This window comes from Streptomyces luteireticuli (assembly GCF_041519305.1).
GTDB lineage: Bacteria > Actinomycetota > Actinomycetes > Streptomycetales > Streptomycetaceae > Streptomyces > Streptomyces luteireticuli.
In genome coordinates this window covers 1267491-1293377 of sequence record NZ_CP167927.1, presented here as the reverse complement: position 1 = coordinate 1293377, position 25887 = coordinate 1267491, and the positions used below count along the sequence as shown (strand labels likewise).

General features: G+C 73.5%; 23 protein-coding genes. 8 read left to right on the top strand and 15 right to left on the bottom strand.

Annotation, left to right across the window (positions count from 1 at the left end):
- Window positions 1-16: 16 nt before the first annotated feature.
- Window positions 17-859 carry an amidohydrolase family protein gene (locus AB8735_RS05425; RefSeq protein WP_372411779.1) on the bottom strand — a complete coding sequence of 281 codons (843 nt, stop codon included), beginning with the start codon at window positions 857-859 and terminating at the stop codon, window positions 17-19.
- 26 nt (window positions 860-885) lie between these two features.
- Window positions 886-1842, bottom strand: coding sequence for an SDR family oxidoreductase (locus AB8735_RS05420; RefSeq protein ID WP_372405688.1), 957 nt, complete (start codon window positions 1840-1842; stop codon window positions 886-888).
- Window positions 1843-1969: 127 nt separating this feature from the next.
- Here AB8735_RS05420 and AB8735_RS05415 point away from each other — a divergent pair, with 127 nt between their 5' ends.
- From AB8735_RS05415 to AB8735_RS05395, 5 genes are all read left to right on the top strand, one after another.
- Window positions 1970-2800 (top strand): PaaX family transcriptional regulator C-terminal domain-containing protein, encoded by an 831-nt coding sequence (locus AB8735_RS05415; protein ID WP_372405687.1) that lies wholly within the window; start codon window positions 1970-1972, stop codon window positions 2798-2800.
- Between the two features lie 106 nt (window positions 2801-2906).
- The gene (locus AB8735_RS05410; protein ID WP_372405686.1) at window positions 2907-4271 is read left to right on the top strand and encodes an alpha/beta hydrolase; all 1365 of its coding nucleotides are present in this window, start codon (window positions 2907-2909) and stop codon (window positions 4269-4271) included.
- A gap of 86 nt (window positions 4272-4357) precedes the next feature.
- Entirely contained in the window at window positions 4358-4921 is a 564-nt protein-coding gene (locus AB8735_RS05405) for a PadR family transcriptional regulator (protein WP_372405684.1), read from the top strand.
- 46 nt (window positions 4922-4967) lie between these two features.
- Window positions 4968-6689 carry an acyl-CoA dehydrogenase family protein gene (locus AB8735_RS05400; RefSeq protein ID WP_372405683.1) on the top strand — a complete coding sequence of 574 codons (1722 nt, stop codon included), beginning with the start codon at window positions 4968-4970 and terminating at the stop codon, window positions 6687-6689.
- Between the two features lie 119 nt (window positions 6690-6808).
- The gene (locus AB8735_RS05395; RefSeq protein WP_344023011.1) at window positions 6809-7186 is read left to right on the top strand and encodes a hypothetical protein; all 378 of its coding nucleotides are present in this window, start codon (window positions 6809-6811) and stop codon (window positions 7184-7186) included.
- 7 nt (window positions 7187-7193) lie between these two features.
- Here the strand turns inward: AB8735_RS05395 and AB8735_RS05390 are convergent, their stop codons facing one another.
- On the bottom strand, window positions 7194-8309 hold the full coding sequence (locus AB8735_RS05390; protein WP_372405682.1) for a serine/threonine protein kinase: 1116 nt from the start codon (window positions 8307-8309) through the stop codon (window positions 7194-7196).
- Window positions 8310-8517: 208 nt separating this feature from the next.
- Here AB8735_RS05390 and AB8735_RS05385 point away from each other — a divergent pair, with 208 nt between their 5' ends.
- Window positions 8518-9051: a hypothetical protein gene (locus AB8735_RS05385; RefSeq protein ID WP_372405681.1), complete on the top strand. Its 534-nt coding sequence runs from the start codon at window positions 8518-8520 to the stop codon at window positions 9049-9051.
- Here AB8735_RS05385 and AB8735_RS05380 read toward each other — a convergent pair.
- From AB8735_RS05380 to AB8735_RS05370, 3 genes are read right to left on the bottom strand one after another with little or no spacing between them, the layout of a single operon-like run.
- Window positions 9020-11842: a pyridoxal-dependent decarboxylase gene (locus tag AB8735_RS05380; protein WP_372405679.1), complete on the bottom strand. Its 2823-nt coding sequence runs from the start codon at window positions 11840-11842 to the stop codon at window positions 9020-9022. The two genes, AB8735_RS05385 and AB8735_RS05380, sit on opposite strands and share 32 nt — an antisense overlap.
- Window positions 11827-12558, bottom strand: coding sequence for a hypothetical protein (locus tag AB8735_RS05375; protein WP_372405677.1), 732 nt, complete (start codon window positions 12556-12558; stop codon window positions 11827-11829). The genes AB8735_RS05380 and AB8735_RS05375 overlap by 16 nt, the downstream gene beginning before the upstream one ends.
- Complete coding sequence (locus AB8735_RS05370) at window positions 12555-13925, bottom strand: aspartate aminotransferase family protein (RefSeq protein WP_372405676.1); 1371 nt, start codon at window positions 13923-13925, stop codon at window positions 12555-12557. Before AB8735_RS05370 ends, AB8735_RS05375 begins: the two co-directional genes overlap by 4 nt.
- A 719-nt stretch (window positions 13926-14644) precedes the next feature.
- On the opposite strand from AB8735_RS05370, the gene AB8735_RS05365 reads away from it, so the two are divergent.
- Together AB8735_RS05365 and AB8735_RS05360 are read left to right on the top strand one after the other, a co-directional pair.
- The gene (locus AB8735_RS05365; RefSeq protein ID WP_344023097.1) at window positions 14645-15775 is read left to right on the top strand and encodes a transposase; all 1131 of its coding nucleotides are present in this window, start codon (window positions 14645-14647) and stop codon (window positions 15773-15775) included.
- A gap of 78 nt (window positions 15776-15853) precedes the next feature.
- Window positions 15854-16162 (top strand): carotenoid oxygenase family protein, encoded by a 309-nt coding sequence (locus AB8735_RS05360; RefSeq protein ID WP_344023023.1) that lies wholly within the window; start codon window positions 15854-15856, stop codon window positions 16160-16162.
- Here AB8735_RS05360 and rfbC read toward each other — a convergent pair.
- The 9 genes from rfbC to AB8735_RS05315 are packed head-to-tail and all read right to left on the bottom strand — an operon-like array spanning window position 16135 to window position 25871.
- Entirely contained in the window at window positions 16135-16731 is a 597-nt protein-coding gene (rfbC, locus tag AB8735_RS05355) for a dTDP-4-dehydrorhamnose 3,5-epimerase (RefSeq protein WP_344023025.1), read from the bottom strand. The two genes, AB8735_RS05360 and rfbC, sit on opposite strands and share 28 nt — an antisense overlap.
- Window positions 16728-17591, bottom strand: coding sequence for a dTDP-4-dehydrorhamnose reductase (gene rfbD / locus AB8735_RS05350; RefSeq protein ID WP_372405675.1), 864 nt, complete (start codon window positions 17589-17591; stop codon window positions 16728-16730). The genes rfbC and rfbD overlap by 4 nt, the downstream gene beginning before the upstream one ends.
- The gene (gene rfbB / locus AB8735_RS05345; protein WP_372405673.1) at window positions 17588-18568 is read right to left on the bottom strand and encodes a dTDP-glucose 4,6-dehydratase; all 981 of its coding nucleotides are present in this window, start codon (window positions 18566-18568) and stop codon (window positions 17588-17590) included. The genes rfbD and rfbB overlap by 4 nt, the downstream gene beginning before the upstream one ends.
- Window positions 18565-19632, bottom strand: coding sequence for a glucose-1-phosphate thymidylyltransferase (locus AB8735_RS05340; RefSeq protein WP_344023031.1), 1068 nt, complete (start codon window positions 19630-19632; stop codon window positions 18565-18567). The genes rfbB and AB8735_RS05340 overlap by 4 nt, the downstream gene beginning before the upstream one ends.
- Window positions 19629-20222 carry a hypothetical protein gene (locus AB8735_RS05335; RefSeq protein WP_344023033.1) on the bottom strand — a complete coding sequence of 198 codons (594 nt, stop codon included), beginning with the start codon at window positions 20220-20222 and terminating at the stop codon, window positions 19629-19631. The genes AB8735_RS05340 and AB8735_RS05335 overlap by 4 nt, the downstream gene beginning before the upstream one ends.
- Complete coding sequence (locus tag AB8735_RS05330; RefSeq protein WP_344023035.1) at window positions 20219-21418, bottom strand: ABC transporter permease; 1200 nt, start codon at window positions 21416-21418, stop codon at window positions 20219-20221. Before AB8735_RS05330 ends, AB8735_RS05335 begins: the two co-directional genes overlap by 4 nt.
- The gene (locus tag AB8735_RS05325) at window positions 21419-22420 is read right to left on the bottom strand and encodes an ABC transporter ATP-binding protein (RefSeq protein ID WP_372405672.1); all 1002 of its coding nucleotides are present in this window, start codon (window positions 22418-22420) and stop codon (window positions 21419-21421) included.
- A complete protein-coding gene (locus AB8735_RS05320; RefSeq protein WP_372405670.1) occupies window positions 22417-24870 on the bottom strand; it encodes a beta-ketoacyl synthase N-terminal-like domain-containing protein in 2454 nt (817 codons plus the stop codon). The genes AB8735_RS05325 and AB8735_RS05320 overlap by 4 nt, the downstream gene beginning before the upstream one ends.
- Window positions 24871-24872: 2 nt before the next feature.
- A complete protein-coding gene (locus tag AB8735_RS05315) occupies window positions 24873-25871 on the bottom strand; it encodes a hypothetical protein (RefSeq protein WP_372405669.1) in 999 nt (332 codons plus the stop codon).
- Window positions 25872-25887: the final 16 nt, after the last annotated feature.

Genomic DNA, 25887 nt, shown 5'->3' with positions numbered 1-25887 from the left:
TCATGCCCGGTCGGCCTCATTCCTTTCGGCCCAGGCCGAGCAGCCTGGCGGCGTTCTCCTTGAGGATCTTCGGGCGGACCTCGTCCTTGAGCGGGAGCGCGGCGAAGTCCGCGAGCCAGCGGTCGGGGCTGATGAGCGGGTAGTCGGAGCCGAAGAGCACCTTGTCCTGGAGCAGGCTGTCGGCGTACTTCACCAGTTGTGGCGGGAAGTACTTGGGGGACCAGCCGGACAGGTCGATGTGCACCTGCGGCTTGTGGGTGGCGACCGCCAGGGCCTCGTCCTGCCAGGGGAACGAGGGGTGGGCCAGGACGATCGGCATGCCGGGGAAGTCGGCGGCGACGTCGTCGACGTCCATGGGATTCGCGTACTTCAGCCGGATGCCGCCGCCCCCGGGCGCTCCGGCGCCGATGCCGGTCTGGCCCGTGTGGAAGACGGCGACGGCACCCGCCTCCTCGATCGCCTCGTACAGCGGGTAGGCCAGCCGGTCGTTGGGCCGGAACGCCTGCAGGTTGGGGTGGAACTTGAAGCCCTTGACCCCGAACTCCTCCACCAGGCGGCGCACTTGACGCACCCCGAGCCGTCCCTTGTGCGGGTCGACGCTGGCGAACGGGATGATGACGTCGGGGTTGAGCCGGGCGGCCTCGGCCACCTCCTCGTTGGGGACGGCGGGGGTGCCGGTGGCGGCCTCGGCGTCCACGGTGAACACGACGCAGGCCATGGAGCGTTCGCGGTAGTGGGCGGCGATCTCCGGGAGGGTGGGGCGGCGGTGCTCCGTACCGAAGTACGCCCCGGCCGCGGCGTCCAGTTCCCCGGAGAGGGAGGTCCGCCCGTCGGAGGAGACCTCGGCGTGGGTGTGCATGTCGATGGCGACGAGCCGTTCCACGTTCACCGGGCGGGCTCCCCGGACTTCCCGGACTTCCCGGACTCCCCGGACTCCCCGGCGAAGGAGGGCGCGGGGATGCCGTAGTCCTCCGGGACGCGCCCGACGGAGACCGGCCAGGCCGCCGCGATCGCGTCGGCGCTCCAGCCGCCGTCCGCGTAGGCGACGGCGGTCTCCCTCGGGTGCGACCACAGGGCGAGCCGGTCGCCGCCGATGCCGACGCACTGGCCGGTGATCCCGGCGGCGGCGTCCGAGGCGAGGAAGGCGACGAGCGGGGCGACGTCCTCGGGGGTGCCGAAGCCCTCGCCCTTGCGCAGGGCGTCGGGCAGCGGGGTGCCGTGCCGCTCCAGGGCGCCGACGTACGGGGCGAAGGCAGGGATGGTACGGGTCATGGCGGTGGCGGCGACCGGTATCACGGCGTTGGCGGTGATCCGGTCCCGGGCCAGCTCCATGGCCCAGGTGCGCACCATCGCCGCGATGCCGGCCTTGGCAGCGGCGTAGTTGGTCTGGCCGACGTTGCCGCGCTGTCCGGCGGGGGAGCCGGCGACGACGATCCGGCCCCCTTCGTTCTGCTCGCGCATGCGGCGGACCGCCGCGCGCACGCAGGTGAAGGTGGCGCGCAGGTGGACGCGGACGACGGTGTCGAAGTCGTCGTCCGTCATCTTCCACAGCATCCGGTCGCGCAGCACACCCGCGTTGGTGACCATCACGTCGAGCCGTCCGAAGGCGTCGACGGCGCGGGTCACCAGCGCCGTGGCGGCCCGGGTGGTGCCGACGTCGGCGGCCTCGGCCACGGCCCGGCCGCCTGCCGATTCGATCTCCTCGACGGCGGCGGCCGCCGCATCGGGGTCCACGTCGTTGACCACGACGGCCGCTCCGGCGGCCGCGAGGGCCTTGGCGTAGGCGAGCCCGAGCCCGCGTCCGCTGCCGGTGACGACGGCCACCTTCCCGCTCAGATCCATGGGATTGCTCCTCGGCTGGGGTGGAGGGACGCATTCACGTTAGGCAGGAATCTTGTAGGCCGTCAATGGAGTGCCGAATATTGCCCTGACTCCGCGCACCGGCCGCCACGCCCCCTACGCTGTGCGCGTGACCAGCCTCGATCCCACCCCGCGCCCCCAGTCGCTGATGCTGAACTTCTTCGGCATCCATGTGCTCGGCCGGGACACCGCCCTGTCCGCCGGCAGCGTCATCGACGTGTTCGCCCGGGTCGGCGTCACCGAGGAGGCCGTCCGCTCGACGCTGTCCCGCATGGTCGGCCGCGGACTCCTGGAACGCCACCGCAGGGGCCGCAGGATGTACTTCGCCCTCACCCCGCGGGCGGTGACGGTCCTGCGGGACGGGCACGACCGGGTCTGGCGCACCGGCGCGGTCAACCGCGACTGGGACGGGCAGTGGACCCTGGTCGGCTTCTCCCTGCCGGAGTCCTGGCGCCGCGAACGGCACGACCTGCGCTCCCGGCTGACCTGGGGCGGCTTCGGGCCGCTGCAGAACGGACTGTGGGTGGCGCCCGGCGTGGTGGACGTGGCCGCGCTGCTCGGCGACCTCTCCCTCGATGCTCATCTGCGGGTCTTCCGGGGTACGGTGCTCGCCCCGACGGAGGCCCGGCAGGTGATGGAGTCCGCCTTCGACACCGCCGCGACCGCCGACCGGTACCGCGCCTTCCTGGACCGCTGGGACCGGCCCGGAGTCATCGGCGCGGACCCCCTGGGCGAGCAACTGCTGCTGCACACGGACTGGTTGGACCTGGTCCGCGCCGATCCCCGCCTGCCGGCCGAGCACCTGCCGGCCGACTGGCCCGCGATCCGCGCCGAACGGCTCTTCCAGACGCTGGCCCGGCGCTGCGCGACCGCCGCCCGCGCCGAGGCGGAACGGGTCCTCGACACCGTTCCGGCACCCGATCCCTCGACATCTTCTTGACCGCGGTCGCCAAGCCGCCCTACATTCGACGGGCTCCCGGCCGCGCCGGCGCACCGCCGGGGTACGTACTGCTCCTCCCGCCCACCGCCCCCGGGAGCACTCCCTCATGCGCACCCGCCCCGTACGACGCCTCGCACGCCACCTCGCCATCGGCTGCGCAGCCCTTGCGCTCACCATCGCCCCGGCGGTCACCGCCCCCGCCGCGACCGCCGGGGTCCATCGCACCGGCACCCTGGCCGACGGCGCGACCTGGGTCGCCGACGTCCCCGCGCACTGGAACGGCACGCTGCTGCTCTTCGCCCACGGCTACGGACCCGCCCGCGCCCAGGACGCCCCCGACCCCGCCACCGGAGCCGCCCTGCTCGCCGAGGGCTACGCGCTCGCCGGTTCCTCCTACGACCCGCACGGCTCGCAGTGGGCCCTCGGCAGCGCCGTACGCGACCAGTTCGCCACTCTCGACGCCTTCACCGCCGACCTCGGCCGCCCCCGGCGGACCCTCTCGGTCGGCCAGTCCATGGGTGGCCTGGTCAACGCCCGGATCGCCGCCCGCCCGCACGGCCGGATCGCCGGCGCGCTCGGGCTCTGCGGACTCGTCGCCGGCGGCCTCGACCTGAACGACTACCAACTCGCGGGCGAGACCGCCCTCGCCGCACTGCTCGCCCCGGACGAGCGGATCCCCCTGACCGGCTACCCCGACGCCGCGGCGGCCACCGCGGCCGCGAACTCCCTGACCGCCGCGGTCGTTTCCGCCCAGCGGACTCCGCAGGGCCGCGCCCGCATCGCCCTGGCATCCGCCTACCTCAACCTGCCGTCCTGGGCCGCGGGCCAGGACCCGCCCGGCGCCGGCGACCCGGCCGGACAAGAGGCACAGCAGTACCGCTGGCTGGCGTCCGGGCAGTTGGGCTTCATCATGAGCGCACGCTACGCCGTCGAGCAGGCCGCCGGCGGGGACAGCGGCTCGACCGAGGGAGTGAACTGGGCGGCTCTGCTGGCCCGTTCGTCCCGGCGCGGCGAGGTCCGTGCCCTCTACCGGGCGGCCGGCCTCGACCTGGACACCGACCTCGGGGCCCTGTCCCGTACGCCCGCCCACCGCGCCGACCCCGCCGCGACCCGCTGGACGGCCCGGACCTCCACGGCGGGCGGGCGGCTGGGCGTACCCCTGCTCGACCTGCACACCACGGCCGACCCGCTCGTCCCCGCCGAACAGGAGACGGCCTTCGCCGCCCGCGTCCGCGCCCACGGCGACGACCGCCTGCTGCGGCAGGCCTTCGCCGCCCGCCCGGGGCACTGCGCCTTCACGCCCCAGGAGATCCTCGCGGCCCTGCACGCCCTGGTCCGCCGCCTCGATACCGGCCACTGGCCCGGAACCGGCGCCGCCGCCCTGGCCGCCGACCAGCCCGCCGGCACCACGGCGTTCACGGACCGCCGCCCGGGGCGGCTGGTCACCCCGGACCGGCGCCGCACCCGTTGACCGGACGGACGGCCCCGGCGTGACCCGCGTCTCACCGCCCCGGCCCCCCCTTGCCTATGAAACGAGTTGCATAGAGGATCCGACGCATGGCGCTCGAGCACGCGATCCTCGTCTCACTGCTGGAGAAGCCGGGGTCCGGCTATGAGCTCGCCCGGCGCTTCGACCGGTCCATCGGGTACTTCTGGACCGCGACCCACCAGCAGATCTACCGCGTCCTCAAGCGGATGGAGGGCGACGGCTGGGTCGCGGCCCGTGAGGTGCCGCAGCAGGGCAAGCCGGACAAGAAGCACTACGCGGTCGCTGCCGCCGGGCACGCCGTGCTCGACGCGTGGCTGCACGAGCCGATCGAGCCCGAGAGCGTCCGGCACGACCTCGCCGTGAAGATCCGGGGCGCGGCCTTCGGGGATCCGTCCGCCCTCATGCGCCAGGTGGAGCGTTACCGGCAGGTGCACTCCGAGCGGCTGGCGCACTATCTCGCGGGAGAACTGCGCGACTTCACCGGGCCCGACGCACCCGCGGAGCCGGACGGCATGGGGGAGCTGCAGCACGTCGTGCTGCGCGGCGGCATCGCCTACGAGCGGATGACGCTCGCCTGGCTCGACGACGTCCTCGCCACCCTCCACCGGATCCACGCCCGCACGGGCCACTGAGCACCCCATCCCACCCATCGACCCGCAGCAGGAAAGGCGGACAGCCATGGCCGACCCGCTCCTCTTCAACCCGCGCACCTACGACCCGGCGCACTTCGACCCCGAGACCCGCAGGCTGCTGCGCGCCACCGTCGACTGGTTCGAGAGCCGCGGCAAGCGCCGGCTGATCGAGGACTACCGGTCGCGCGCCTGGCTGGCGGACTTCCTCGAATTCTCGGCCAAGGAAGGGCTGTTCGCGACCTTCCTCACCCCCTCCGCGGACGCGTCCGGCCGGCCCGACAAGCGCTGGGACACCGCCCGCATCGCCGCCCTCAACGAGATATTCGGCTTCTACGGGCTCGACTACTGGTACGCGTGGCAGGTCACCATCCTCGGCCTCGGCCCCGTCTGGCAGAGCGACAACGCCGCCGCCCGTGCGCGCGCGGCCGAACTCCTCGACCAGGGCGAGGTGTTCGCCTTCGGCCTGTCCGAGAAGACCCACGGCGCCGACATCTACTCCACCGACATGCTGCTGGAGCCCGACGGCGAGGGCGGCTTCCGCGCCACCGGCTCCAAGTACTACATCGGCAACGGCAACGCCGCCGGGCTCGTCTCCGTCTTCGGCCGCCGCACCGACGTCGAGGGACCCGACGGCTACGTCTTCTTCGCCGCCGACAGCCGCCACGAGGCGTACCACCTGGTGAAGAACGTGGTCGACTCGTCGAAGTACGTCAGCGAGTTCCGGCTGGAGGACTACCCGGTCCGCGCCGAGGACGTCCTGCACACCGGCCGCGCCGCCTTCGACGCCGCCCTGAACACCGTCAACGTCGGCAAGTTCAACCTCTGCACCGCCTCCATCGGCATCTGCGAGCACGCGATGTACGAGGCCGTCACCCACGCCCACCACCGCATCCTCTACGGCCGTCCCGTCACCGCCTTCCCGCACGTGCGCCGCGAGCTGACCGACGCGTACGTCCGGCTCGCCGGCATGAAGCTGTTCAGCGACCGCGCCGTCGACTACTTCCGCACCGCCGGCCCCGACGACCGCCGTTACCTCCTCTTCAACCCGATGACGAAGATGAAGGTGACGACCGAGGGCGAGAAGGTCATCGACCTGATGTGGGACGTGATCGCGGCCAAGGGCTTCGAGAGGGACACCTACTTCGCCCAGGCCGCCACCGAGATCCGCGGCCTGCCGAAGCTGGAGGGCACGGTCCACGTCAACCTCGCGCTCATCCTGAAGTTCATGGCCAACCACCTGCTGGCCCCCGCCGATTACCCGCCCGTGCCGACGCGCCTCGACGCCGCCGACGACACCTTCCTCTTCCGCCAGGGCCCGGCCCGCGGCCTGGGCTCCGTCCGCTTCCACGACTGGCGCCCCGCCTACGACGGCTACGCCCACCTGCCGAACGTCGCCCGCTTCCGCGAACAGGCCGACGCACTCTGTACGTTCGTCACCGCGGCCGCCCCCGACGAGGAGCAGAGCCGCGACCTCGACCTGCTCCTGGCCGTCGGCCAGCTCTTCGCCCTGGTCGTGCACGGCCAGCTGATCCTTGAGCAGGCCGCCCTGACCGGGGCCGAGGAGGACGTCCTCGACGAGCTGTTCGCCGTGCTCGTCCGCGACTTCTCCGCCTACGCGGTCGAGCTCCACGGCAAGGACTCCGCCACCGGGCAGCAGCAGACCTGGGCGCTCGGCGCGGTGCGCCGCCCGGTCGTCGACGAGGCCCGCTCGGCACGGGTGTGGGAGCGGGTCGAGGCGCTGTCGGGGGCGTACGAGATGGCGCCGTAAGGGCGTTCCGCACAGGAGAACGGGCGTGTCTTTTCCTGTCTTCGGAGGTTGATGCAGGCGGACCGCGCGGGGCGGTCCGCGTCCGAAGGACGCAACCACGAGGAAAAGGTCGGTCGTTCATGATTCGTGGCTCCAGGGTCCTGGCCGTGCTGGCACTGTCGGCGATCACGGTGTGCGGCGGCGCGAGCGCGGCCTCGGCGAGTGGAGGCGAGGACATTGTGGGCGGTGTCCTGTCGGTGGTCGGCAGCAGTACCAGCACCGGACACGCCAATCAGTGCGGGGCCCCCATCGGCAGCGCCGGCCTGAAGTCGACGTGCGGGACCCGGCATGTCCACCAGGACGGCGAACGGCCGGGCGGCGAGCACGTGGTCGGCGGGCCGCTGTCCCACGTCGCCACCTGGAACGCGACGGGGCACAGCAACAACTGCGGCAACCCCAACGGCGCCGTGTTCGCCGAGGCGACCTGCCACACCGAGGACATCCAGCTCAGGCGCTGACGCACCGTCAGAACCGGCCGGTACGCCTGGGGAAGTGGTCCTCCAGGGCCCCTTCGCGGTGGACGTCGAGCGTGGCGCAGTGCAGTCCGCCGCCGAAGGGGGCCACGTCCCAGAACGGCACTGGAACGACCTCGAAGCCGAGACCGGCCAACTGCTCGATCTGGGCGGTCTCGCTCGCCTCCACGCAGACCGTGCCGGGGTCCAGGACCAGCACGTTCATGGACAGCCAGCGGCTGCACGCGGACAGCGGCGGCGCGGCCGTCCGCCGCGGGGCGGCGGCCTGGACGACCTGCCAGTCGTTGACCTTGAAGTGGTGCAGCAGCTCCTCTTCGGCCGGTCGTTCGGCGCAGTGCAGGACGAGCCCGGGGCGGAGCGGCACCCATGTGGCGTCGATGTGCATCGGGTGGGCGTTCCCGAACACGACCTCGTGGACGCGGTGTTCGGGCAGGTGCTGCCGCAGCCAGCGGATCCCCGCCCGGTTCGTGGCCAGGGACCGCTGGACGAAGAGATCCTTGCCGCAGTGTGCGATGTCGGCGGCGTCGAAGAGCGGCTCGGTCTCCGTCAGGAGCAGCTCGCCGCGTTTGACGCGCGCGACCTGCTCCTCGAACGGCAGGGAGTCGTAGACGTCCCAGAAGCCGTCGTGGTAGGAGGCCGCCGTCAGCCGGGGCTTGGGGGCGGCCTCCCAGCGCATGCCGGGGTCGGCGCGGAAGTACGACTCGATCAGCGGGCGGTGGGCCAGGTATTCGAACCAGCGGCTGCGGAAGGACATCGTCGCCTCCAGCAGCTCGTTGCCGATCGTCACGAGGACGTCCCGGACCGGCATGGCGCCGAACATGGTCGGCTGCGACCACTCGGGGGTGGCGACCGGCCGGCCGAAGTCCAGCGGCCGGGGCCGGTCGACCCGGATGCCGCGGCCTTCGAGGACGCGGGCGAAGGCGTCCAGTTGCCCGTTGGCCGCGGCCGTCATCTCCGCGGGCAGGGGGCCGTACGTGCCGCGGGGGAAGCCCTCCTGCGGCCAGTCGCGGTACACGGCCGGTTCGGGCGCCTGCACCATGGTGCCGTCCGCGCGGCCGACGATCACGTGCTTGAGCGGGTCCCACTCGTTCCAGGAACTGACCTTCACGGATCCTCCCCGCGGGGTGTGTGGCTGTCCAGTGTGGCCCCGGGGCGGCCGTCCGGGGGAGAGGCGGTGGACGTGACGCACGCGCCCCCTCGGTGCGTCCGTGCACCCGGCCGTCCGGGGGACACGCGCCATGGGGCCGCCGGGGGCCCGGGCGTCCGGGAGGATGCGGGTGCCGGCGGTGGGCCGGAGTGACCAAGGGGCGTGAAACATGCAGCGGTTGAGGTTGTGGGCGCGGAGGTGGGCGAGTCTCGCCCTGGCCATGGGACTGATGGCGGCGGGGGCCACGGAGGCGTCGGCGCGGGAGCGGGAGGAGAAGGCGACGGTGAGCTGCCTCGGCACCAACTCGATCGATTTCTCACCGGGCTTGAGCCTTCTGCCTCGCAGGACACGGATCGGCGGCTCGGGCACCTACCACTGCGCGTCCACCGTTCCCGGCCTCACCTCGGGGCGGTCCGTGATCCATGGCGGCGGGACGAACGGCTGCTTCACCTCCGAGGCCACCACGGTGGAGACGGTCACCTGGAACACCGGTGAGCGGAGCGTGATCGTCTACCCCCTGGGGGATGTGCGGCAAGTAGCCGGTCAGGCAGTGGTGTTGGTCATGGGCAAGGTGGTGTCGGGGAAGTTCCGGGGCGGAGCGGTCGCCTCCCCCGGCCTCCAGCTCACCCTCGACGTCCCGGCGTGTGCCACGGAGCACGGGGTGCGGCGGATCACGGGTCCTTCGGCGCTGCTGATTCCCTGACCTCCATGAGCAAACGGCGGCCATGGAGGGCCACTTGGCCGATGACATGGGCGACATCGTCCCGGGTGCTGGTGGGGTTGACGGTGCACATCCGGAGCACCGCGGCACCGCGCACCCGGGTGGTGAGCAACAGGGCCTCGCCCTGTGCGCAGACCGCCCGGCTGATGTACTCCTGTGCGCGGTCGGCGTCCCAGCCGGGCGGAACGTCCTCCGGGTGGTAGCGGAACGTGAGGACGGCGAGGCTGGGCGGTGTGACCAGCCTCAGCTCGGGGCGGTCCGCGATCAGGGCGGCAGCGTGCTCCGCCAGGTCCATGCCGCGGTCGATCGCCTCCCGGAAGGCCCGCGCGCCGAAGGTCTTCAGCGACAGCCACAGCTTCAGGGCCCTCAGCCCGCGGCTCTGCTGGGGGCCGTGGTCGGAGAGGTTCACCTCGGCTCCCCGGGGAACGGTGGGGCCGAGATAGCCGCTGTCCAGGGCGTGGCGGGCCAGATCGAAGGTGGCGCGCAGCAGTTCGGGGCGGCGCAGCAGCACGCACCCGATCTCGTAGGGCTGGAAGAGCCACTTGTGCGGGTCGACGGTGAGGGAGTCGGCACGGCGCAGCGCGGGACGCAGCCCGTGGCCCCGCACGGTGGCGGCGGCCGCCGCGCCGTGGGCGCCGTCGATGTGGAACCAGAGCCCTTCCCGCGCGCAGAGGTCGGCGAGGGCGTCGAGGGGATCGACGGCGCCGGTCCCGGTGGTGCCGAGGGTGCCGACCACGGCGAACGGCCGCAGGCCGGTGGCCCGGTCGCGGCGGACGCGCCGGGCGAGCTCCACCGGGTCCAGCCGGAGGTCGTCGTCGGCCGGGACGACGGAGAGCCGGTCGTGGGTGAGGCCGACGAGGTGGGCCGCGCGCGCGACCGAGGGATGGGCCTGGGCGGAACAGTAGAGACGGGCACCGGTCCGGTCGTCGCCGAGCAGCTGGTCGCGTGCGACGGCCAGGGCGGTGAGGTTGGCCACGGAGCCGCCGCTGACGAAGAGGCCGCCGGTCTCCCCGGGGAGTCCGAGGAGCGTCTTGAGCCAGTCCAGGGTGGTGAGTTCGAGCTGGGTGGGTCCGGCTCCCACGAGCCATGCCCCCGGTACCGACAGGTGGGCGGAGGCGAGGGCGTCGGCGAGCACGGCGGGGAAGTTGCCCGTGGCGGGGGTGAACGCGAAGCTGCGGGGGTGGTCCAGCCGGGTGGCCTCGCCCAGCGCGTCCCGGGTGACGCGGTCGAGGAGGGCGCACAGGTCGCCGGTGCCGTCCTCGGGCAGGGGCTCGTCCAGGGCGGCCCGCAGGGCGTCGGGCGGGGGGACGCGGAGGGGCGGGCGGTCGCGCGCGCCCGTGAACCGGTCGACGACGAGGTCGATCGCGTGCCGGCCCGCCTCGCGCATGAGCCCCTCGGGCAGGCGGAGCGGGGGCGGAGGCGGCTCCGCCGCCCCGGTCGTGGTCCCCTCGCGGAAGGCGGTGGTCCAGGCCCGTGCGCCGGGGTGGAGGCGGGGCCGTGGTGCGAGGGGGGCGACGGGGAGCGGGAGTTGGAGCAGGGCGAGCTCCTGGCCGGCGGTGACCGGGCCCGGCCGGGCGATGACCCACCACAGGGCCTCGTCGTCGCCGAGCCCGGCGAGGTCGGGAGGCGCGGCGAGCGGACCGCTCGCCGTCCGGCCGTCGTGGCGGTAGCGCCCGGCCGCAGGGAGCACGCGCACCGTGGTGTCCTCGGCGGCGTGGACGACCAGTTGGCTCGGCCGGCGAAGGCCCGACGGCAGCGACCGGGACGTGGACACGGGCAGTGCGGGCAGGAGGAAGGAGAGGAGGTGCAGCCCGAGGGACGGCAGCAGCCCCGTGGCGCGCTCGGCGGCGTGGACGAGCGAAACGACCGTCTGGAAGCGGGGGTTGACCTCGACGGCGAGGAGCCGTCCGCCGTCCTCGACGAGGTCCAGGCCGAAGACGCCCCGGAAGCCCTGGGCGCGCAGCACCTCGCCCACGCGGCGGGCCGCGTCGCGGGCCTGCGCGTACAGCCCCTCCGGGAGGTCGCCGGGGTGCACGAGCCGGTTGCCGCAGTGCTGTCCCCAGGAGGCGGCGAGCTCGGGCAGCCCCACCAGTTGATGGGACACGGCCGAGACGACGGTCCTGTCCGGCCCGGCGCACGCGGTGACGGTCAGGGAGATCCCGGAGGCGCGACGGCTCAGCCGCAGGGCCTCGTCCGGCCAGGCGGCCAGCCGACGCTCCAGTTCGGCAGGGGAGTCGACGGAGGCGGTGCCCCGGCCGATGAGATTGTTCTGCCGGCGCTGGACCACCGCCCCGGGCCACCGGTCGTTCCAGTACGCCCGGGCCGGTGCCCGGCCGGCCGCCGGGACGAGCACGGAGTCCGGGGCGGGCACGCCCGCCGCCGAGAACAGCTCCAGCACACGGATCTTGTCCGCGGCCCGGTCGGTGATCCCGGGCTCCGGGGCGAGCAGCAGATAGCCGTGGGCGCGGGCCCAGTCGTGGACGTTCGTGCCGTGCTCGGGCGCGAACGAGACGCAGACGCGGCGCGGGCCCGGAACACCCGGTGGCGCGCCGGGCGGTGGCGCGGGCACGGGGTGCCAGGCGGAGACCGGCTCATGGCGGAGCCAGGGCGGTGCCGGGCCGAACGACGCGCTGACGAACGGGCAGTGGTCCAGCCATACGGCCTCGTCGAGCAGACCGTCCAGGAGCCGCAGGCCCGTCCGGGCGTCGATGCCCTCGATCGCGTCGACGGCCGGTGCGGTGACGTTCTGACGGTCGGTCAGTCGGTGTCGCACGCCGAGTCCTCCCGGACGAGGTGGAGTTGCAGCAGGGACGCGCCGTCCGGTACACAGCGACGGCAGATCCGGACGTGATGACGGCGGTTGCGCCGCTGGGCGCTGTGGAGGGCGGCCGCCCCGCGGTGGACCGCCGCGAGCGGCGGGACGTCCGGGGACAGGGCCCGCACGGCGTGTTCGAGGCCGCGCATGCGGCGGACCATGACGCGGTGGTCGCGGTTGAACACTCCGGAGAATCCCGGGGGCAGATGCGGAGGCGCCATGGTGGGGCGGACCTCGTCCCGGTAGACGGCGGCGGGGAAGTCCGAGGCGTACTCCATGGCGGCGGTGGCGGCGTCGTACAGCAGGCGCAGCTGCTCCATGCCGTCGAGCAGCGACGGCCAGGCGGCGGTCCGCGTCGCGGCCAGGGCGTCGTCCAGGCCGGAGTTCATGGCCGTAAGCAGCAGATGGAACACCTGGTGGCCGAGCTTCCAGCGGCGCAGCGGGTCCGGGAGGCCGTCGACGGGTTCCGTGCCGAACGGCGTGCGGGAGTGCCCGGCGGCGACGATGCGGGAGGCGAGGCACATCCCCTCGGCGAGGGCGCCGCGCCGGTCCCCGGTGAGGCCGGTGTGCGGCAGGTCGCCGGTCACGGCCGCGACCACGGGAGCGGTGAGGAGCCGCCCCGGTGTCCTCAGCAGGCCGAAGTACCGGTCGTACGCGGCGTCGTGGACGGTCACCGGGCCGCCTTCGCGAGGTCCTCCACGCGGTGGTGCAGGGTGTCCAGATACGGCTCGCTCTCCGGTTTCATCAGGACGCTGCGCAGGACGCGGGTGTGATCGAGGTCCGGGACGACGGAGGAGTGGCGGCCGGTAAAGGCCTCGGCGCCCACGCGCGCGACGCTGAGGAACACCGGGTTCCTCCCGTCCTCCATCCCCTGCCGCAGGATCTCCCGCGACGCCGCGTCGATGCGGGACAGGGCGGCGGGCTCCGTGCGCGGGAAGTACGTCACGATGTCGAGCTCGGGGGGCTGGTAGAGCCCCAGCAGCTCGGAGCCGCCGATCAGTCCGGCCCAGCGCAGGGCGGCTCTGCGCCCGGCGGCGAGCACGCCGCCCAGGCCCCGCCGGGTGAGCGGCAGGAGCCGCAGGGTCAGCCACAGGGCGGCCGCGGCCGCTCCGGAGCGGGAGCATTCGAGGCTGATCTCGCCCAGGTGCGGCCGGTCCGAGGTGAAGTAGGTGTAGGGGGAGTCGTGCCGGTAGAACCGGGCCGTCTCGGGATCGGCGAACAACACCGCGCCGCAGCCGTAGGGTTGCAGGCCGTGCTTGTGCGGGTCGACCACCACGGAGTCGCAGTGCGCGACGGCCCGCAGCGCCCGGCCCGTTGCCCCGTCCATGAGCGGGTCGTCGGCGAGGAGCGCGAAGAAGCCGCCGTACGCGGCGTCCACATGGACGCGGGCGCCGTGGCGGCGCGCCAGCGGGACGATGCGGTGCACGGGGTCGACGGCGCCCAGCGCGGTGGTCCCGGTGGTGGCGACCACCGTTCCCACGTCACCCGTGGCCAGCAGGGACTCCAGCGCGGAGAGGTCCATGCGCCCCCGGTCGTCCACCGGTACGCGGTGCACCCGCAGGCCCAGAAGATGGCACATCCGGGCGTGGGTGTAGTGGCCTTCGGCGCTGACGGCGACGGAGCGGCCGGGACGGCTCTCCCGGGCGACGAACAGTGCCTCCAGGTTGGCGATCGTGCCGCTGCTGGTGAGGTGCCCGAGAGAGGCCTCCAGGCCGATCATGTCGGCGAGTTGACGTACCGCCTCCTCCTCCATCACGGAGGTGGCCGGGCCGCCGTCCAGGGCGTGGTTGTTGGGGTTCACGAGCATCGCGGCGAGGTATCCGGCGACGGCGGCCGGGTGCGGAGGCTTGAGCATCTGCCCCGCGTAGCAGGGGTGGAAGAAGGGGTAGCTGCCGTGCAGCCGGGCGACCAGCTCGTCGAACCCGGCGGCACAGGCGTCCTCGTCGACCGCTGTGGCCGGATGGGCGGCGTACTCCTCGTAGGAACCCGTCCACGCCTCGAAGGCGTCGACCCCGCGTTCCAGCCAGCGCTTCAGCTCCATGCCTGCCCCCCGGCATCACGGCCCACCCGACCGCTCGACCGTAGCCGGGGCCTTTCGTCGCGTCCCGGGATCGGTTGCTTCCTCACCCGAACGGGATGCTCCGTGACAAAGTCGGTGGAAAGGGCGTCTATATGGTCCTTTTTGGCACGCTCGTCGTGTTATGTGCCACGCACCTGGCCATCGGAGTGTCTTTCGTCTGGGACGCGTCCCACTCGGCGCGGGTGGGCGTGATGCCCCTGAAAGGCGGCGCGGTGCGCTGGTTCGAGGTCACGCCGGGCCTGCGGCGTCAGACCTCAACGCCTACGAGGCGAAGCGGAGAGCGCCGTCGGCATCATCCGACACCCTGAGAGCCTGGGCATCAGGAACTTCGGCGCCAGCTGCCCCACCCCGGATCGCTGGCGGATCGACCTTGCCGCAAGGAAAGGCGCCTCGACGACCGCACGCAGGAGTTCCCCCCCGGGCCACTCCCTGTGCGTGGGGCGTCCCCACCGGTACGGGTACGTGGTCGTCGCCGCGCTGTACGCGCCGCCCGCCGGCCCGGGGGCACACGGCCGGACGCGGGGATCAGCTGAACCTATTGAGGATTCCCGGGTGTTCAGGCCCGGGGAGAAATGGTTCCCCAACACTGTTCTCATCTACGCGTGTTCACGGATCTGCGCCCTGTTGTCAGCGCCTCTCGATAGACTGCATGGGTGAGGATCGTCGTGCAGGTGAAGGTGATGCCGGAGGCCGGGCAGGCCGCCGCGCTATTGGCGACCCTGCGCACCGTCAACGAGGCCGCGAACTGGGTGTCTTCGGTTGCGTTCGAGCGGGGTGTCCCGCGTGAGTACGAGCTGCGCAAGCACACCTACGCCGAGTTGAGGGCGCGGGGGCTGGGATCGCAGGCCGCCCAGCATGTGATCAAGAAGACCCGCGACGCCTACACCACGCTCAAGGCCAACATCAAGGCCGGGAACCTCGGCAGGCCGGGTTCGAAGCGGCGCCGGAAGGCCGGGGCGAAGCCGGTGACGTTCCGGCCCGAGGCCGCGCAGCCGTACGACGACCGGTGCTTGTCGTGGCAGTACGACGCTCGAACTGTGAGCATCTGGACCACTGCTGGGCGCATCAAGAACGTCCGCTTCGCTTGCTCCGCCGATGCGCTCAAGACGCTCCAGGCGTATCGCAAGGGTGAATCCGACCTGATCGCACGCGACGGCGCGTTCTACCTGATCGCCACCTGCGACGTCCCGGAGGCTGAGCAGTACGAGCCCGATGGCTTCATCGGCGTCGATCTCGGCATCGTCAACATCGCCACTACGTCCACCGGCTATCTGGCCGCTGGGCGCGGCCTGACCCGGCACCGCAAGCGGCAGCTCGACTTGCGCAGGAAACTCCAGGGTAAGGGCACCAAGTCCGCCAAACGGCTCCTGAAGAAGCGCAGTCGGCGCGAGCAGCGCCACGCTGCCAACACCAACCACATCATCGCCAAGACGATCGTGACCGAGGCTGAACGCACCTCGTGCGGGATCTCCCTGGAAGAACTCAGGGGAATCCGGCAGAGGGTACGGCTCCGTAAGCCCCAACGGGTCGCGCTCCATTCCTGGGCTTTCGCCCAGCTCGGAGACTTCATCGTCTACAAGGCCAGGCGGGCGGGCGTGCCCGTAGTCTTCGTCAATCCTGCCTACACCTCGCAGCAGTGCAGCGAGTGCGGCCGCATCGACAAGAAGAACCGGGCAGGCCAGGCCCTCTTCATCTGCCGGAATTGCGGGGTCGTTGCCCACGCGGACCGGAATGCTTCCCGCAACCTTGCCCGCAAGGGTGAGGCTGTGTGGAGAACGGGGCGTGAGTCACGCGTCCCTGCCACCCCATAGGGGTGTCTGGACGGGGGAGTTCACCCAGCGGCCAGCTGGGCGCTACCTCCAAGTCCGGCCGTTCACGGCCGGGTCAAGTTGACCAGTGCGCTGCTCAAGCACGACCTGGTCCGCGGCACGACCGAGACGCACGAGTTCGGCCGGTTCGGGGCCGTCGGGGAGGGCGTGTTCGTGCCCGCCGAGTCGCCCACCGCGGAGGACGACGGCTATGTGATGGCGTACGCGCACGACCCCGTGCGCGGCGCGGCGGATCTGGTGATCCTGTCCGCCCAGGACTTCACGGGCGAGCCGGTCGCCCGTATCCACCTTCCCGTGCGGGTTCCTCTCGGCCTCCACGGCAACTGGGTTCCCGGCGGCCGTCAGAAGGCGCGCCCGCCCGTCGCGTAGGCCACGCACTCCTCGTACGACGGCAGGATCCCCGCCTCCTCCGCCTCCCGCAGGGTCGGCGCGGCGGCGTCCTTGGGCGAGAGCACCGGGACGATGCCGTCCGGCCAGGCGACGGCCAGTGCCGGATCGAAGGGGTGCACACCGTGCTCGCGTCCCGGGGCGTAGCCCTGCGAGCACAGATACGTCACCGTCGCGTCGTCGGTGAGGGCGACGAAGGCGTGTCCGAGGCCCTCGGCGAGGAAGAGGGCGTGGTGGTTGCGCTCGTCGAGTTCGACGGCCTCCCAACTCCCGTATGTGGGCGATCCGGTGCGGACGTCGACCACGACGTCGAGGACCGCCCCACGCGGACACGTCACATACTTCGCCTGCCCCGGCGGCACGTCGGCGAAGTGCACCCCGCGCACGACCCCGCGCCGGGAGACCGAGACGTTCATCTGCGCGAGGTCCAGCGGACGGCCGAGGTGACGGGTGAACTCCTCGGCCCTGAACGCCTCGTGGAAGGTTCCGCGGTCGTCGGGGAAGAGGGTGGGGGTCCGGAGCCAGGCCCCCTCGATGGACAGCGGCTTCACACGGTCCTCCCGGGGAGGCCCAGGGCGGGCCAGGCGGCGTGCAGGGCCTCGCGCCAGTGCCGCGGGGGCGGCAGCCCGACGGCGTCCCAGCGGGCGTGGCCGAGGACGGAGCGGGCCGGGCGGGGTGCCGGGCGGGGCATGTCCCGCGTGGTGACGGGGCGTACGCGGCCGGGGTCGGCGCCCAGCAGCGCGAAGACCTCGCGGGCGAGGCCGTACCAGGTGGTCTCGCCCGCGCAGGTGGCGTGCAGCACGCCCGGCACGGGCGGCAGCCGGGCGACGCGTGCCGCGACGTCGACGGTCCAGGTGGGCTGTCCGTACTGGTCGGCGACGACGTCGACCGTCCCCTCCCCGGCCGCGCACCGGGCCATGGTGGCAACGAAGTTGGGGCCGTGGGCGCCGTAGAGCCAGGCGGTGCGCAGCACGGTGCCCGTCTCCGGCAGGGTCTCCAGCACCGCGCGTTCCCCGGCCAGTTTGGTGCGTCCGTAGACCGTGCGGGGACGGGTCGGTGCGCTCTCGTCGTACGCGCCTTTGGCGGCGTCGCCCGCGAAGACGTAGTCGGTCGAGATGTGGACGAGCCGGGTGCCGCTGTCGGCGCACGCCTCGGCGAGGTGGCGGGGGCCGTCGGCGTTGACGCGGTACGCGGTGGGCTCGTCGTGCTCCGCGGCGTCGACGGCGGTGTACGCGGCGCAGTTGACGACCGTGCGCGGCCGGACGGCGGCGAGGGCGGAACGGACGGACGACGGGCAGGAGATGTCGAGGACGTCGCGGCCCAGCGGCACGACGTCGTGGCCGGCGGCCCGCAGTGCGGCGGCGACGTCGCGGCCGAGCATGCCGCGCGCCCCGGTGATCAGACAGGTCATCGCGGCAGCGGCTCCCACCAGGAGCGGTTCTCGCGGTACCAGGCGACGGTCGCGGCGAGCCCGGCGGCGAAGCCGGTCCGCGGCCGGTAGCCGAGCTCGTCGCGGGCGCGGGTCCAGTCGAGGGAGTAGCGGCGGTCATGGCCCTTGCGGTCGGGGACGTGGCGCACCCGCTCCCGTCCCGCGCCGCAGGCGTCCAGGAGCAGCCCGGTGAGCTCCTCGTTGGTGAGCTCGGTGCCGCCGCCGAGGTGGTAGACGCGGCCGGGACGGCCCTGGGTGCGGACGAGTTCGACGCCGCGGCAGTGGTCGTCGACGTGGAGCCAGTCGCGCACGCAGGCGCCGTCGCCGTACAGCGGTACGTCGTGCCCGTCGAGGAGGCGGGTGACGAAGCGAGGGACGATCTTCTCGGGGAACTGGCGCGGCCCGTAGTTGTTGGAGCAGCGGGTGATGCGGGCGTCGAGGCCGTGGGTGCGGTGGGCGGCGAGGACGAGGAGATCGGCGGCCGCCTTGGAGGCGGCATAGGGGGAGTTGGGGGCCAGGGGCTGGTCCTCGGCCCACGAGCCCCGGTCGATGGAGCCGTACACCTCGTCGGTGGAGACGTGGACGAACGTGCGGACGCCGTGGCGCACGGCCGCGTCGAGGAGGGTCTGGGTGCCGAGCGCGTTGGTGCGGGCGAAGCCGGTGCCGCCGTCGATGGAGCGGTCGACGTGGGACTCGGCGGCGAAGTGCACGATCCCGTCGTGCCCGGCCGCGAGCCGGCCGACGAGCCCTGGGGCGCAGACGTCGCCGCGCACGAACTCCAGCCGCGGGTCGCCCAGCAGGGGTTCCAGATTGCCGAGGGAGCCCGCGTAGGTGAGCTTGTCGAGGACGGTGACGGCGATGTCGCCGGGCCCCTCGGGGCCGAGCAGCATGCGGACGTAGGCGGAGCCGATGAAACCGGCGCCGCCGGTGACCAGGAGGCGTGGAGCGGTGGACGTCATGCGTGGATCTGGACCTTGCTGTGGTCGCCGAGCACCAGTCGGTGGGCGGCGGGGACGTGGGGGGCGGGGGTGACGCTGGCCTCGCGGCCGATGAGGGACGCCTCGACGCGGCGCACGCCGTCGATGAGGGCGCCGCGCAGCACGATCGAGAACTCGATCTCGCTGTCGCGGAGTTCGCAGTCCTCGGCGATGGAGGTGTACGGACCGACGTAGGAGCCGGTGATCGTCGTGCCGGAGCCGATGACGGCGGGGCCGACGATCCGCGAGGCCGTCACGCGCGCGCCGGGCTCGACGACGACACGGCCGACGAGTTCGGAGGCGGCGTCGACGGTGCCGTCCACGCGGGTGGCGAGGGTGTCGAGGACGGAGCGGTTGACCTCCAGCATGTCGTCGACGTTGCCGGTGTCCTTCCAGTAGCCGGTGATGCGGGTCGAGCGCACCTCGTGGCCGGTGTCGAGAAGCCACTGGAGGGCGTCGGTGATCTCCAGTTCGCCGCGGGCCGAGGGGGAGATGGCGCGGACGGCGGCGTGGACGGCGGGGGTGAAGAGGTAGACGCCGACGAGGGCGAGGTCGCTGCGGGGCGCGGCCGGTTTCTCCTCCAGGCCCACGACCCGTCCCTCGGCGTCGAGTTCGGCGACGCCGAAGGCGCCGGGGTCGGGCACCTCGGTCAGGAGGATCCGGGCGTCGGGGCGTTCGGCGCGGAACTCGTCGACGAGTGGGGCGATGCCCCCGACGACGAAGTTGTCGCCGAGGTACATCACGAAGTCGTCGTCGCCGAGGAACCGGCGGGAGATCAGGACCGCATGGGCGAGCCCCAGGGGGCGTTCCTGCGGGATGTAGGTGACGCGGATCCCGAAGCGGGAGCCGTCGCCGAGCGCGGCCCGGATGTCGGGTGCCGTGTCGCCGACGACGACGCCCACCTCGGTGATGCCCGCGTCGCGGATGGCCTCGATGCCGTAGAAGAGGACGGGTTTGTTGGCGACGGGCAGGAGTTGTTTGGCGGCGGTGTGGGTGATGGGGCGCAGCCGGCTGCCGGTGCCGCCGGCGAGGACGAGGGCCTTCATGGGCGGACGCTCCTGCGGTGCGAGAGGTGGGGCTGGATCCGGACGCGGAACGCGAGCGGGCGGTCGGCGGCGACGGCGAGGTGGGTTCCGGGCGGGGCCGGGGCGGCGGAGGTGCTCAGCAGCCACAGGCCGTCGTGGCACTCGCGCCAGCCCGGCCGCCGGGCGGGCGGGGGCGGGACGCGGTCGGGGCGGCGCCCGGCGGTGCCCCGGGCCTTGAGCAGGGCCTCCACCTCGGCCCAGGTGCGCAGGTCCGGCGCCGGGACGTCCTCGCCGGGGGCCGCCCCGGCGGCCAGGACGCGCCCGAGCCAGCGCAGTGCCGCCGGGCGGCGGCACTCGCGCTGGAGGTCGACGCCGATGCCGGTGCCCTCGGCGAGCAGGACCGCCCCCGCCGGGCCGGTGTGCGAGACGCCGGCCCGCCAGGACGTGCCCGGCCAGTGCCAGCCCCGTTCGTCCCGGACCGCGCGCAGCCCGTCCAGCGCGGGCACCTGGCCGGCCGCCGCGTCGACGAGCGTGCGCCCCGCCGGGCTGCGGGCGCGCCCGAAGTCGTCGGCCGGCATCCCCGGCGCGTCGGCCAGCAGGAGCACGCTCACCGCAGGAACCGGAACCTGGGCACGGCCAGGGCCACGAAGACGGCGGCCAGGGCACAGAGGATGCCGGTCGCGGGCAGCACGTCCGTGACGCCCGCGCCGCGCACCAGGACGTCCTGGTAGGCCGTCAATGCCTGCCCCTGCGGCGTGAATCGGGCGATGGACTTCATGAAGTCCGGCATGAAGACCAGCGGCACCATGCAGCCGCCCAGGGCGGCCAGCACCAGGACCGCGATCGTGCCGAGCCCGCTGACCTGGGAGTCCGTACGGGCCCAGGCGGCCAGCAGGACGCCCAGCGCGCAGGCGCACAACGCCAGGGCGAGGGTGACGGGGATCAGGGCGAGGGGATGGTCGCCCAGGGACATGCCGAAGGCGAGGCGACCGAACGCCGTCAGCAGGACGACCTGGACGATCGTGACGAGGACGTACGGCAGGATCTTGCCGAGCAGTAGCCGTGAGCGCGGCAGCGGTGTCGACAGCAGGCGCCGGAAGGTGCCCTCGCGCCGCTCCGTCATGATCGAGCCGGCCATCGTGGTGACGATGAAGAAGACGTACATGACGGTGTAGCCGGGGACGTTCTGCTGGAAGACCGTCGGGTAGGCGGTCTGCTCGGTGCCGGCGGGGAAGCGGGTCTTGGCGGCGGCGCCCGCCTGCTGCTTGCGCAGTGCCTCGATGTCCGCGCTCAACTTGCGTTGTGCTGCCGGGTCCTTGGTCCTCGCGAGCTGTGCGGAGAGCGCGGCGACGGCGTGCTGTTTCGTGGCGACGAGGTCTGCGGTCGCCTTCAGGGCGGCCTCCAGGGGCTGGACGACCTGGCCGGAGGCCGCGGGGTCGACCACGAAGCCGACCCGGGGGACGCGCCCGGCGGCCGTGTCCCGGGAGAATCCGGCGGGGATGACCATCGCGAGCGTGCTCTTCCCCGTCCGGACCAGCCGGTCGGCGTCCGCCTCGTCGATCCCTCCCGTCACCAGTTCCAGGTCCCTGCCGCTCTTGAGGGCGGTGATCAGGGCGCGGCCGGCCTCCTTCCCGTCGTGGTCGACGACGGCCACCTTGACCTTGGCGGTCTCGCCGAGGCCGGCGAACGCCTGCCCGAGGGCCAGGCTCATCACGGTGATGAACAGCAGGGGGGAGAGGAACAGCGTGAGGATCGCCGCCCGGTCGCGCAGGACGACGGCGAGTTCCTTGCGGATCACGGTGAACATTCAGGAACCGTCCCTGATCGCGCGGCCGGTGAGATGGAGGAAGAGGGATTCGAGGTCGGGCCGGTCCAGGCGCAGCCCGGTGAGCGGCAGTCGGTGCCGGACGGCCAGGTCGGTGACGGCACGCAGCGCGCGCGCCAGGTCGTGCGCCGTGATGACGAGGGCCGTGCCGCCGGGTACGTCCTCGCTCTCCACCCGTCCGTGGGCGGCCAGTTCGCGGCGCACGGCCTCGGGGGCGCCGCCGGGGAGCTCCCAGCGCAGCAGGCCGTCGCCGAGCGGGGCGACGAGTTCGTCCCGGGTGCCCTCGGCGAGCAGCCTGCCCCGGTCGATGATGACGATGCGGTCGCAGAGCTGCTCGACCTCGGGCATGTAGTGGCTCGTGTAGACCACGGACATGCCCAGTTCGCGGCGGAGCCGCAGCACGGTCTCGAAGATGAGGCCGCGGCTCTGGGCGTCGACGCCGACCGTCGGTTCGTCCAGGAAGACGATCCTGGGCCGGTGCAGGAGCCCGGCGGCGATGTTGAGGCGGCGCTGCATGCCTCCGGAGTAGGAGGAGACGGTGTCGGCCGCGCGGTCGGTCAGCCCGGTCACCTCCAGTGCCCAGTCGACGCGTCCGTCCCGCGCGGCGCCCCGCAGTCCCTGCACCCCGGCGAAGAAGCGCAGGTTCTGACGGGCCGTCAGGCTCGGGTAGAGGGCGATCTCCTGGGGCACCACGCCGATGCGGGACTTGGCGGTGCGGGCCGTCCGGCCGCCGAGGGGGAGTCCGTCGATGGTGACGGCGCCCCGGTCCGGCGGCAGGATGCCGGTGAGCATGGCGATGGCCGTGGACTTGCCCGCCCCGTTGGGGCCGAGGAAGCCCAGGATCTCGCCCGCGCCGACCCGCAGGGACAGGCCGTCGACGACCGTGCGGGTGCCGAAGGTCTTCGTCAGCCCCTCGGCCGTGAGGACGTCGTCCTCCCGGTCGAGGCCCGACGGCTGCGGTATCAGTCCTTGCACCGCGCTCATGCCGGCCACCGGGAGACGGTCATGGCCTGGTAACTGCCGCCGAACGCAAAGCCGGAGACCAGCGCATGCCGCACCGTTCCGTACTCCCGGCCCGCCGCCGGGACCAGCCCGGGCAGCGTGCGCGGCGCGGTGTCCACGCCCCAGGTGCCGGGCAGCCGGCCGGTGTCCATGGCCCGCAGGGCCGCGAGCAGGGCGAGCCCGGGCGCGGTCCCGCCCGCGTCGCCCACGACCGACTTGGACGCCACCACCGGACGGGAGTCCAGGCCCGCCCGGCGCAGCGCGGACAACTCGGCCCGGTCGGCCACGACATGTCCCATGGCGGCGGCCGAGACCAGGTCCACCTCGTCCGGGCCGATGCCCGCCGCGTCCAGCGCCGTGCGGAAGGCGTCCGCCCAGGCCGTCCCGGACCGGTCGATCCCGGCGATCCCGCTGGAGTCGCCGGTCAGCCCGAACCCGGTGATCTCCGCGAGCGGTCGCAGCCCCGAACGCTCCGCCTCCGCCTGGGAGGTGACCAGCACCGCCACGGCCCCGGCGCTCAGCACCGTGCCGCCCCCGTGGAAGGGCCGGACGCCCTCGCGGCCGAGGTAGCCGCGCCGCTTCAGGTAGCCGGCGAGCAGCACGTCCGGCGCCTCGTCCGCGCCCAGCACCAGCACCCGCTCGGCCGCTCCCCGGCGGACGAGGCGGTAGGCGTAGTGCAGGGCGCCGGCCATGCTGGTGCCGCCGCTGGAGACGGTCGCGGTGGCGCCGCGGAAGCGGTGCAGCACGGCGACATGGCCCGCGGCCGCGTTCATCACGGTGTTGGGGAACAGCCGGGTGTCGGCCGCCGACGGGCCGTGCAGAACGACGTCGCGGTGGAACCGCTCCACCGTGCTGATCGGCCCGGTGCCGGTGGCGAACAGCAGCGCGGTGCGCTCGGCCTCCGCGCGGCCCGGCCGCCCGCACCGGTCGTGCAACTGCTTGACGGCGGCGGCCGCCAGCCGGCCCAGCGGGTCCATGCGGCGCAGCACGGCCGGGTTGATGCCCCGTGTGATGGCCTTGAGATCCGGCTGTCCCAGCGGATACGGCCCGAAGCCGTCGAGGGTCACCGGTTCGCCGCCGTAGAGCGGGGAGGCGGTGTCGAAGGCGGCCGCGAGGCCCGCGTCGTCCACGGCGTTGCCGGCCAGCCCGGCGGCCCCGGCGACGACGACCCGCCGGGCGGGCTCGTCCCGGGCGGGGACGGTACGGGGGCGGGCGGGGGCGCCGATGGCGACGGAGGCGTTGTTGCCGCCGAAGCCGAAGGAGTTGGACAGGGTGAGCGCGGCCGGTCCCGGGCGCCCGCGGTCCGGGACGATGTCCAGGTCCCCGGGGGAGGGGCCGTCGGTGAGGGTGGGCGGCAGCACGCCGCGCTGCACGGCGAGCGCGCAGCACACGGCCTCGATGGCGCCGGCCGCGCCCAGGGTGTGGCCGATGAGGGACTTCGTCGAACTCACCGGCGGGGGAGTGCCGAACAGGCCGCGGATGGCCTTGGGTTCGACCACGTCGTTGGTGGGGGTCCCGGTGCCGTGGCCGTTGACGTAGTCCACCTCGGCGGGTTCGTGCCCCGCCTCGGCCAGGGCCACGGCCATCGCCCGGACCGCGCCCGCTCCGCCGGGGTCGGGGGCGGTCGGGTGGTGGGCGTCCGCCGTCAGCCCGTATCCGAGGGCCGCGGCGACGAGTTCGGCGCCGCGCTCGCGGGCCCGGTCCTCGCGCTCCAGCAGCAGGAAGCCCGAGCCCTCGCCGAGCGTGAGGCCCTGCGAGCGGGTGTAGGGGGCGCAGGGGTGCTCGTCCAGCGCGCCCAGGCAGTTGAAGCCGTTGAAGGACACCAGGCTCAGCGGGTCCACGCCGCCGCACAGCACCGCGTCCGCGTCCCCGCCCCACAGCAGCTCCAGGGCGTAGCCGATGGCGACGCCGCCCGCCGCGCAGGCGTTGGAGACCACCGACCGCGGCCCGTGCAGACCGTGGGCCGTGGCCACCGCGTCGGCGCAGGCGTGCAGGGTGTAGGCGGACAGCGGTCGCGGGTCGGCGGCGGCCAGCCCGTCGGCCAGCCACGCGCGGTGGAACGTCTCGCCGGTGGGGGTGCCGCCCAGCGAGGTGCTCACCACCAGGCCCAGCCGCCCGGGCCGGTATCCGGCCCCGGCCAGACGGCCGCGGCGCACGGCCTCCCCGGCCGCGGCGAGGGCGAGTTCGACGGCCCGGTCGGGGCGGTCGCCGCCCTCGGGCGCGGGCAGGCCGGGGGCCTGTCCGGCGAATCCGGTGGACAGGCCCGTGAGATCGATCCGGTCGGCCTCGACGATGCCGCCGCGGCCGGCGACGAGGTTGTCCCAGGACTCCTCGACGCCGGACCCGAGGGCCGAGACCATGCCGACACCGGTGATGACCGCGGTCGGCCTCGCACCGCAACGGCCCCCGGGAGCATGCAGGTTGGCGCGCACGGTCACTCCCCGATGCGGCGGGACCAGGACACCGGCACGACGGCCGGTGACGACACCGTCCGCACGGCGTCGCCGGAGCCCGCGGTGAGATCCAGGCCCGGCACCGCGAACGGCTGCTCCAGCAGACCCATCGCCAGCTCCGGCCCGCCCTGCGGAGCGGCCGTGGTGAACAGTACGGTGCCGACCTTCTCGCCGCCCGCGAAGACGTCGGCCCCTTCGGCGAGCGGCCCGTCCGACGCGAGCAGCACCGTGCCCCGCCGCGGAACGGGCAGCGTCGCGAGTGCCTCGCCGCCGCGGAAGGGATCCTCGCGGCCCGCGGTCATCAGCCACTGCACCCCCGCCTCGCGCGCCGAGAGCCCCGCGCCGCGCGCCGACACCCAGGGGTGCCGGACCTCCAGCCGCGCCCGCTCCAGCGCGGCGGACCCGACCGGCCCGCCCGCCAGCTCCGCGGCGGCCTCCTCGGCCCACGCGCGGATGCCGAGGCCCGCCGGGGCGAGCAGCACATAGCCGTACTCGCCCGTGGTGCCCGTACGGGCGAGCAGCGCCGGGGCGGAGCCGGTGGGCGCCTGGACCTCGCACACCCCGCCCAGGACGAGGCTGGAGACCTCGAAGTCGGTCAGCCGGGCCGCGATCCGCCAGGCCAGCGGGCCCTCGAAGGCGACCGCCTCGTACGCGCCGGTGCGGTCGGTGACGGTGACGTCGGTGAGACCGGCGGTCGCCGCCTCCTCGCGCAGCACGTCGGACAGCCGGGCATCGCCCGCCAACAGCCAGGTGGACTCGTCGAGTTCGAGGTGGCCGACGATGTCCTGCGGCAGGCCGTCCTCGGTGAGGACGAGGCTGTCGGAGACGGTCAGCGGCTCGACGTACTGCGTGTCGCGGGCCAGCACGCGGGCGAGCAGCTCGGCCCGCTCCAGGCCGGTGAGTTCGAGGAGGGCGTCGGCCCGCTCGTAGACCCCCACGGTCGTACGCAGCATGTGGTAGTCGGTGTCAACGGTGGTCATGGGGTGGCTCCTTGTG